General features: G+C 34.0%; 12 protein-coding genes and 5 pseudogenes. 15 read left to right on the top strand and 2 right to left on the bottom strand.

Annotated elements, in window-relative coordinates; all coding sequences use genetic code 11:
- The coding region (locus A9G41_RS04880; RefSeq protein WP_143425408.1) for an IS3 family transposase at positions 1-363 on the bottom strand (363 nt) is incomplete at its 3' end.
- Between the two features lie 46 nt (positions 364-409).
- Positions 410-620: pseudogene (locus tag A9G41_RS04875) on the bottom strand (transposase); the annotation flags it as partial.
- A 232-nt stretch (positions 621-852) separates the two neighbouring features.
- Here A9G41_RS04875 and A9G41_RS13455 point away from each other — a divergent pair.
- The 15 genes and pseudogenes from A9G41_RS13455 to A9G41_RS04800 all read left to right on the top strand — a co-directional run.
- Positions 853-1,305, top strand: a complete 453-nt coding sequence (locus A9G41_RS13455; protein WP_081302168.1) for a hypothetical protein — start codon at positions 853-855, stop codon at positions 1,303-1,305.
- A gap of 189 nt (positions 1,306-1,494) precedes the next feature.
- Positions 1,495-1,788: a hypothetical protein gene (locus A9G41_RS04865; RefSeq protein ID WP_065582283.1), complete on the top strand. Its 294-nt coding sequence runs from the start codon at positions 1,495-1,497 to the stop codon at positions 1,786-1,788.
- 161 nt (positions 1,789-1,949) lie between these two features.
- Positions 1,950-2,327, top strand: a pseudogene (locus A9G41_RS14980) (TreTu family toxin).
- Positions 2,317-2,589 (top strand): immunity protein TriTu family protein, encoded by a 273-nt coding sequence (locus tag A9G41_RS04855; RefSeq protein ID WP_065567519.1) that lies wholly within the window; start codon positions 2,317-2,319, stop codon positions 2,587-2,589. Before A9G41_RS14980 ends, A9G41_RS04855 begins: the two are co-directional and overlap by 11 nt.
- Before the next feature lie 323 nt (positions 2,590-2,912).
- Positions 2,913-3,431: a hypothetical protein gene (locus A9G41_RS13870; RefSeq protein WP_141675214.1), complete on the top strand. Its 519-nt coding sequence runs from the start codon at positions 2,913-2,915 to the stop codon at positions 3,429-3,431.
- A 53-nt stretch (positions 3,432-3,484) separates the two neighbouring features.
- Positions 3,485-3,757, top strand: a complete 273-nt coding sequence (locus A9G41_RS13450; protein WP_065582484.1) for an RHS domain-containing protein — start codon at positions 3,485-3,487, stop codon at positions 3,755-3,757.
- An 83-nt stretch (positions 3,758-3,840) separates the two neighbouring features.
- Positions 3,841-4,242, top strand: coding sequence for a hypothetical protein (locus tag A9G41_RS04835; RefSeq protein WP_065582485.1), 402 nt, complete (start codon positions 3,841-3,843; stop codon positions 4,240-4,242).
- Between the two features lie 551 nt (positions 4,243-4,793).
- Positions 4,794-5,051: pseudogene (locus A9G41_RS14975) on the top strand (RHS repeat domain-containing protein); the annotation flags it as partial.
- Between the two features lie 134 nt (positions 5,052-5,185).
- Complete coding sequence (locus A9G41_RS04820) at positions 5,186-5,422, top strand: hypothetical protein (RefSeq protein WP_065582488.1); 237 nt, start codon at positions 5,186-5,188, stop codon at positions 5,420-5,422.
- Positions 5,423-5,497: 75 nt separating this feature from the next.
- The gene (locus tag A9G41_RS04815; protein ID WP_065582489.1) at positions 5,498-5,791 is read left to right on the top strand and encodes a hypothetical protein; all 294 of its coding nucleotides are present in this window, start codon (positions 5,498-5,500) and stop codon (positions 5,789-5,791) included.
- A gap of 257 nt (positions 5,792-6,048) precedes the next feature.
- Complete coding sequence (locus A9G41_RS14970; protein ID WP_081295717.1) at positions 6,049-6,342, top strand: RHS repeat-associated core domain-containing protein; 294 nt, start codon at positions 6,049-6,051, stop codon at positions 6,340-6,342.
- A 327-nt stretch (positions 6,343-6,669) separates the two neighbouring features.
- Complete coding sequence (locus A9G41_RS04810) at positions 6,670-6,963, top strand: hypothetical protein (protein ID WP_065566323.1); 294 nt, start codon at positions 6,670-6,672, stop codon at positions 6,961-6,963.
- Positions 6,964-7,163: 200 nt separating this feature from the next.
- Positions 7,164-7,241: pseudogene (locus A9G41_RS14965) on the top strand (hypothetical protein); the annotation flags it as partial.
- A gap of 315 nt (positions 7,242-7,556) precedes the next feature.
- Positions 7,557-7,922 (top strand): hypothetical protein, encoded by a 366-nt coding sequence (locus tag A9G41_RS04805; RefSeq protein ID WP_065588314.1) that lies wholly within the window; start codon positions 7,557-7,559, stop codon positions 7,920-7,922.
- Between the two features lie 189 nt (positions 7,923-8,111).
- Positions 8,112-8,349: pseudogene (locus A9G41_RS04800) on the top strand (hypothetical protein); the annotation flags it as partial.

The following is an 8,349-nucleotide window of genomic DNA, read 5'->3' as shown; positions in this document are numbered from 1 at the left end:
CATTGACCAACATTCACCTTGTTTATTGGGGGCTAATAACCTTTCCGGGCATCGTGGAGGAATGCGTTTTTTACGCTTTACCCTGAGATTAAGCTTTAATTCACAATACACCCGATATACCCGTTTATGATTCCATTGATAGCCGAGCTTTCTGATACGATTAAAACATTTAGGAAAGCCCCAGCGTAAATGCCGGTCTGTGATAGCATTCAACACCGAAACAATCACCGAATCATCCTGTAACTTAGCTTGATAATAGTAAGCACAACGGCTTAAACCAACAATGGCACAACTCATAGCAATAGTAACTGAATGATTTTGTTGTAGTTGCTGTGCCCACGTTTTACGTGCCCCTGTTGGCACTAAAGCTTTTTTATGATTTCTTCCTGAAGCTGGGATTTTAAGCTCAGTTCGGCAAACATCTGCTTAAGCTTGCAGTTTTCAGCCTCCAGCTCCTTTAAGCGTTTAATATCCGACGTTTCCATACCGCCGTATTTTTCTCGCCACTTATAGAAAGTTGAATTACCCATGCCATATTTGCGACAGAGTTCCTTGACAGGAATACCGGCTTCAGCTTCTTTTAAAATAGCGACGATTTGATGTTCAGTCATTTTTTTCATAATTAAATCCTCTTTTACTTTTATCATAGAGAATTTTCTACTTTTTGGCTGTACTATTTTAGGGGATAGTTACAATAGAATTACACCATAAAGGTATTTTACAATAGGTTGGTGGTGACAATGTTCATAATCATGACAATCTTGCAAAATTAACTCCGTGGGAGCATGAAGCAGTTGATCCGTATAGGCATACTGATTATGATGTTATAAATATAATAAAGGATGCTAATCAATGGTAAATATTAATGAAATTCAATATTTTATAAATAGCTCATTATATAAAACAGCATTAAATAAATTGGAACAAAAATATAAAATTACGACAAACGGAGAAGAATTGCCATCGGTATTGTTCGAATATGATGCAAATAAAATCCATTTATCTGGCGCTACTTTATCTGATTTAGAAAACATATTGTCGAATAGTCTTACTTCTTTTTTGAAGTATATAGCAATTAAGTTAGTCGTCCTTCAGGATGAACCAGATGAACAAGAAGGAAATGATGAGAAGGATGTCACTATTTCAGTGGATGATCCCTATGAAGATTTTCTTATTATTCATTTATTAGAATATTATTTAATTACTAGCGATGCAGGTAACCTGATTAATTATCTAAAAAAAATCAAAATACCTTATAGTAAAAAATATTGTGAACAGTTAAAGAAAATATATGCATTACTTTAATAAAAAAGCTGGAAAGATCTTCTATATTTTTTCGGATTTTTTTGTTTTTAAATTCAGATTATATTTAAGCGACTTTAACCAATATTCTGCCAATTGAGCTCACTAATGAACAAGGGGAAATGGTTTGGCGTGCAATTACTAGCTATACCAAACTATCCAGAATTAATGAAAAAATGATTTGGAGATTCTATGAGGCAATCTGTTAATGAACTTATTAAAATGGGGGCTTTGCCTTCAGAGGAGAGTTCTAATATTGGCTTTATTCAAAAATATCAGAATATTTTACATAACATTCAACCACCTTTATCAAATGAAGAAGCAACTAAACTAATTACCCTTTTTGGTAATGATGAAAGTTATGGATTAGCTTGGTCACTATCACATCTTATTGAATCGAGTGCCGATTTTTCAGTAGATAAGCAATTATTAGAAAATGGAAATCCATGGATTCAGCTATTAATAAAAAGAACTATGAATAAATAGCCTCTAAATTGTAATAAATCCTCAATGTAAAGGTTATCTATTTGAAAAATCTCTAATACTTATAACGCTCGAACATTTTTTTAATCTTAGGAATTCAAATTTTACTCTAAGTATTAAATTATTCGCAAGAATTTAATCTGTATCAGTATGCGCCTAATGGGTTGATTTGGATTGTTCCGTGGCAACTATCATTAGTTACAGTTGGCAACTGGATGGCAGCAGCAGAATATCAAGAAATAATAGATAGCGATAAAACAATACAAAACATAACAGGGACAACTACTCACATGACTTACCTAGCAGATGTTAAGGCTTTTGATAAACAAGCAAAAAATGGAACTTTATATGTTGAATTTAATATTCCTAAAAAATTTATAATTCCCACAAATCAAGAATAAGCAAAAATAGTAGGACCAAATTCTTTAGAAAGTCGCTTAGCACAACGTAAGGGAGTTCCTGTGTCTGAGGTGCCTAAAGCAAATAACATTCGTGTTAAAGTAGAAAAAATTAAAGGAAAATACAATCAATATGTTAAATAAATTTAAATTTTGGATATCCCAACATACTAACTATTCTTATGTTTATCATAAAAATGATTTATCAGAAAGTATCGTTATTGATTTTGAAAATGATATTTATATTGCCCGATTTACTATTTGGGATAATCTAAGTTGCATGTCCGAAATAATAGATTTAAATACTGATCAATATAAAATTAATAAAAGGGAAGAATTTACTTCATTTAATGAATTACTATCTATATTTAGAATTTTTTCAGATTATTTAACTATAAAAGATTAAAATAAAAAATATATTTTTATACATTTATATTATTAAAGATTTGACTGGATATTATAAACTATTGAAAAAATAGATTGATATAGGAGAACTCATTGATAAATTAATCTCGCTCAAATGTCATCAACTAAGCATAAGCAAAACCAATGCCTTAGTTTGGTATGAAGCAAGAGAAGTAGTGTTAAAAAAACCTTATAAAGAAAATTATAACGGGCTTAAATATATAGACGCATTTAAACTTTAATATTAACATGCAAATAGTTGGTAAGCTTTGCCTGCCACACAAATCTTAGCCTTATTGCACAGGCTTTTTAATTGAATTAATCTTGCAAACTATTTTAAAAAATATAATTATTACAGCCGCCCTGCAACGCAAGCAGATTCGGCGTAATCAAAATTCGATTCTTCCCGATATACACATCAAACGCAGCTACCAGTACGACAACCTCGACCGTCTGGTAAGCAAAATATACAGCAAGCACAGACAGACCGATTACTACTATGATCGCACCGGCAGAATTGAAGGCTGTCGCAACCACAGATACAGGAAAATCCTGCAATACGATGCCACAACCAACCTATTAGATCACAGACGACCAATAGAATTAGACCCTAGTAATCAGAACGTCATCTGCTATAACCAGCTCCTGAATTTCAGAGGACACCACTACCGCTACGATGAGCACGGTCAAACCCATAACAAACAAACCATCGGTGCCCCCCAGCACTACCACTACGACGACCACCGCCTGAGCGAAGTACGCATTGAACAAACAGACCGCAGCCAGCGTTACGGCGGAGTCTACGACGCCCTTGGCCGGCGTATCGAAAAACATCAGCTATAGACAACGCAGGCAACCCCTACAACCGTACCCGCTTCCTGTGGGACGGCTTAAAAATGATTCAGGAAACCGGCACGAATCAGCACAGCAGCCTGTATATCTACACCGACCAGAACAGCTACGAACCACTGGCGCGTATAGATAAAAGAGGTAGCGAAGATGAAGAAATATTCTACTTCCACACCGATCTGAACGGTGCACCAGAAGAGCTTATCGTAGCAAGCGGTGACATCGTCTGGGAATGCAGCTATCAGCTCTGGGGTAAACGGATTCATGAAATCGAACACGAATCCATAAGCAGAACCTCAGATATCAGGGACAATATTTAGACCGAGAAACCAGCTTACATTACAATACTTTCAGGTATTATGATCCAGATATAGGTAGATTTACTCAGCCAGATCCGTTTGGTTTGAGCTGTAGTTTTAATAGTAAGTCGAATCGTTGGCGTAATAATGAAACAGGACGTTTTACCAAACGCCCAACTGATCCATCAGAATTAGCTAGATATGGGAAGGTAAATAAAGCAGACATAGATGCATGGGCCACACAAGGAGGAATACCAAATACTTGGCATGCTGATCCTAAGCGTTTCCCGAGCGGAAAGTTTAGATATGAAGGTCAAGAGTACCAAGTACATGGCATAGATCCTACTACAAAAGCAAAATGGCCAACAGCTAACTCAGCAAATGGCCCAACGGCTAGTATTAAAAATACTATAAATGGGCAAAATTATAGAACTGATGGGACATGGGGAACATTCAAATCAGATCCTAACAGTGCACATATTCCCCTTAACGGATCATTTTATTAAGGTAATTAATATGAATTTACAAAAAATAAAGGATAGAGTTTTATCCCTCCCAACCATAATGGGTATATCAGAAGAAATATTAATAATTAAAGAATTAAAGAATTAATGATCATTAAAACTGATGATTTAATCCAAAATAAAGATATTTTTCGATTTATCTTAGATTCATTAGAGCTATCTCATACAGACTCTGGTTTTATGGAGTTAACAAAAGAGAATGAGAATATCTTTATTGATTTTTATCATTGGTTGAACCGAATAAATGACCAACTAAATATGAATATAAACATTAATATCATAGATTCCTTTAGCTTATCTGTTGAAGATGTTAATAAATTGATGTCACCATATAAATAGAAGGAAATATAAAAATGAACAATTATTTAAATTTTAAATAGAAAAATCAACTAGAGTGATAGAATTAAATACTGTCTAATATTTATTTTGGCAAGGATAATTGAATTTTTCATATATATACTGACTAGAACAGCTACGAACCACTAGCGCAATAGGCATAGACGGCAACCATGAACAACATATCCACTACTTCCCACACCGACCTGAATGGCTGTCCAGAAGAGCTCACCGATGCAAACGGTAAAATACTGTGGGAATGCAGCTTTCAGTTATGGGGTAAGCGAATTCATGAAATCGAACACATCCCGATACAACAGAATCTCAGATATCAGGGACAATATTTAGACAGAGAAACTGGCTTACATTACAATACTTTCAGGTGCTATCATCCGGATATAGGTAGATTTACCCAGCCGGATCCGATTGGGCTGCTGGGCGGGTTTAATCTGTATTAATATGCGCCTAATGGGTTAACTTGGATTGATCCATTAGGATTAGCACCTGTGCTGAAGTAAGTGAGTTTGATCGTATAAAAAGTAGCAAAGTCTATACAGTTATTAGACAAGGCAAAAACATATCTTCTGGATTGTTTTCACTAAACCCAAATAATATAGAAATAGTTGCAGGACATGTAACATCAGAGAGTCGTTCTCCATCTCAGTTTATATCTGCAACCAAAGATTTAAGTATCGCTGAAAAATGGGCTAATAAAATTGGAACTAGAATAGTTGATATAGATTTAAGTAAAATTTTGGGTGGAACAATTGATATATCTTTTACTAAAGGTCTTGACCTTTTAAGTAATCAATTTGAAGACGATTAGCTAAAGGTGCTTGAGAAGCACTATTTGACTGACCTATACCAACAAATTCAATAAAAATAATTAATTAGGTATTTTATGAAAATTATAAATTCTGATGTTCATGAAAAGATTATCAGTGTAATTGAAAAAATTAGATTACAAGATAAGTTAGATGAAAAAACAATTAATGATCTCTATACTTCACTGGATGAAATGGTAACTAATTATAAAGAAAAAGATCTTATTTCAAAGGAATTGGCATATAATCTTTTAGTCCTGCATGACAATTTAGAAGGCGCTTTAAAATTGGGCACTTATGAAGACATGAAGTATATAAGTAATATTAATTCAAAAGTAAGCGAATATATTGAGAAAATATTTCTAAGTTAAAAAACTGAAATTAAATCAGGATGATTAGTGGCACTACCACTACAACGCCAACTACCGCTTGAGCGAAGTACGTATTGAAAAACATCAACTAAACGACGCAGGCAACCCCTACAATCGTGCCCGCTTTTATGGATCGGCTAAAAAATGATTCAGAAAACCAGCCCGAATCAGCACAGCAGGCTGTATATCTATACCGACCAAAGCAGCTACCAACTACTGGCACGCATAGATAAAAGAGGTAATGCTCCGAAAAAGTCATATACTTCCTCACCGATCTAAACGGTGCACCAAAAGAGCTTACCGTAGCAAACAGTGACATCATCTGGGAATGTAGCTATCCGCTCTGGGGTAAACGGATTCATGAAATCGAACACGACTCAGTAGAACAAAACCTCAGACATCAGGGACAATATTTAGACAGAAAAACTGGGCTACATTACAATACTTTCAGGTACTATGATCCAGATATAGATAGATTTACTCAACTGGATCTGGTAGGTTTAGCTGGCAGTATTAATCTTTATCAGTATGCGCCTATTGGATTGAGTTGATCCGTGGAAATTGAGTTGTTTCAAAATTCATTCGTGAATAAAAGAAAGTAATAAACTTTTTTAAAAAGCTGAGATTATAGGAAAATCGCATCAATCAAGTATCGTTCATTTAACAAAACAACTTCTTTTAAAGAATAAAAAAATCAGACTGTCGCACCAAAAACCATAGGTCATGGATTTTCTGAAACTAGAGTTCGATATGGGCACGTGTTTATTTCAGAGAAATAAATGATAGTATAATTGAAATATTAGTAAATCTAATAAGGCTAATCAGCAAATAGTTATCAATGAAGTTTTAAAAGTATTTGGTAAAGGAACTTAAGTATTATGAATATTAAAATTTTAAACTATGATCGGGATCTTAATCAGGTCAATGATAATGTTGATGTTGAAGTTTTTTTAGACAATGGAAAGAGGTATGCTGCAACATTTTTCACTATCGAAAATATAATTTCTATTTTGAATAAGTATAAAGAGACAAAAGAGTGTTGTAATGGCTTATATTTTTGGGCATCAGATATGATTATTGTTGAGAGTTTAAATGACAAAGTAATAAATAAAACGATACAGGATTTGATAAAAAACGAAGAATTTCATCATGTTTTCTCATTATTAGAGTAATTAATCAATGTAGAAAAGATCGTACATCTAAATTTTCATCGCTTTTATTTCTTTGCTACCTATATTGTAGAAAATCAGCTATTAGTTATGAAGTATAATGATACAAAAATAGTACAGGTATCGATACAATATAATTCATACTATCAAGGTTATAATTTAGACAAGTAACCAGTTTACATTACAATACTTTCAGGTACTATCATCCAGATACAGGAAGATTTACCCAGCCAGACCCGATTGAGCTGCTGGTGGGTTTAATCTGTCCAGTATGCGCCTAATGAGTTGACTTGGGCCGATCATTTAGGGCTGAATGCTCACCATGTAAGGCAAAATCTTGTAAAAGGGTATTATCCCTGCTATTTTAGTTCCCAAAGTTGAACATGAGTTCCTTACAGATGAAGTTGGAATTGTTACACGCAGTAAAATTAACTCTATAACAGAAAAACCATTTAGTCATGCTAGAGAATTATTAGCTAGAGGTATACGTGTACCCACAAATACCCAATAGTGCTTTTCAGAAATTAATCGCCAAAAATAAAGAAATGTATCCAGAAATGAGAAAACTAAAACCTAATGGAAAAAGAGGTTGTTAAATGAATAAAATAGGAAAAGATGAATTAATCGTCAACTCAATTTTAGATGAGCTCTTAAATGACAGACTTGAATATTATAAAAATAATTTAAGTAATTCAAGTGAACCTACAAACAGCGATGATCCTTATGCAAGAGCAAGAAGTATTATCGCAAAGCTATCAGATAAAGACCAAGAAAAGATTTTTAATTTTCTGCGTATAGTAATGATAGATACAATGTCAACAATTTTTGGCACCATAGATGGTTCATGTTTTCCTCCTAATATTAGTGGTGATTTCATTCTTGAGTATGATGGAGATGAAATACAAGGTTCATTGCAAGATGAGTTAATTGCCAAAGCGGAAGAGATTGGTGTCTACAATTAATGAATTAATCATTTTCCCCCGATCTGCTAGTAGGCGAAAAACACAACAAACAGGGATAGACCGACTACTGTTATGATTGCACCAACAGAATTGAAGCGATTGCCATCAAAGATACTGGGAAATTCTGCTATACGATGATACCCCAACCTATTAGCGGGATCGAAAGCGTGTTCCTAAAAAAAGAGGTCGATGCTAATTATGGCTAAACGTGTTGTTTGGAAGAAAAATGATCTAGTCAATATCCAATTACGTGATAATTTATACACAATTGGACAGATGCTAACCAGCCCTGAAATGCGCTTTTATGATATTTTCAATTCAGATGGTGCATGGCAGAATTTAGATTTAAATAAAATAGAACCCTTGTTCAGCGTTTTTGTTGGGAATGTGATTAATAAGTCGTTAATTCAAGGGAAAATAAAATCCA

It is taken from the genome of Gilliamella sp. Nev5-1, from assembly GCF_001690895.1.
Classification (GTDB): Bacteria; Pseudomonadota; Gammaproteobacteria; order Enterobacterales; family Orbaceae; genus Gilliamella; species Gilliamella apicola_C.
This window is presented reverse-complemented; position numbering and strand designations above follow the sequence as displayed.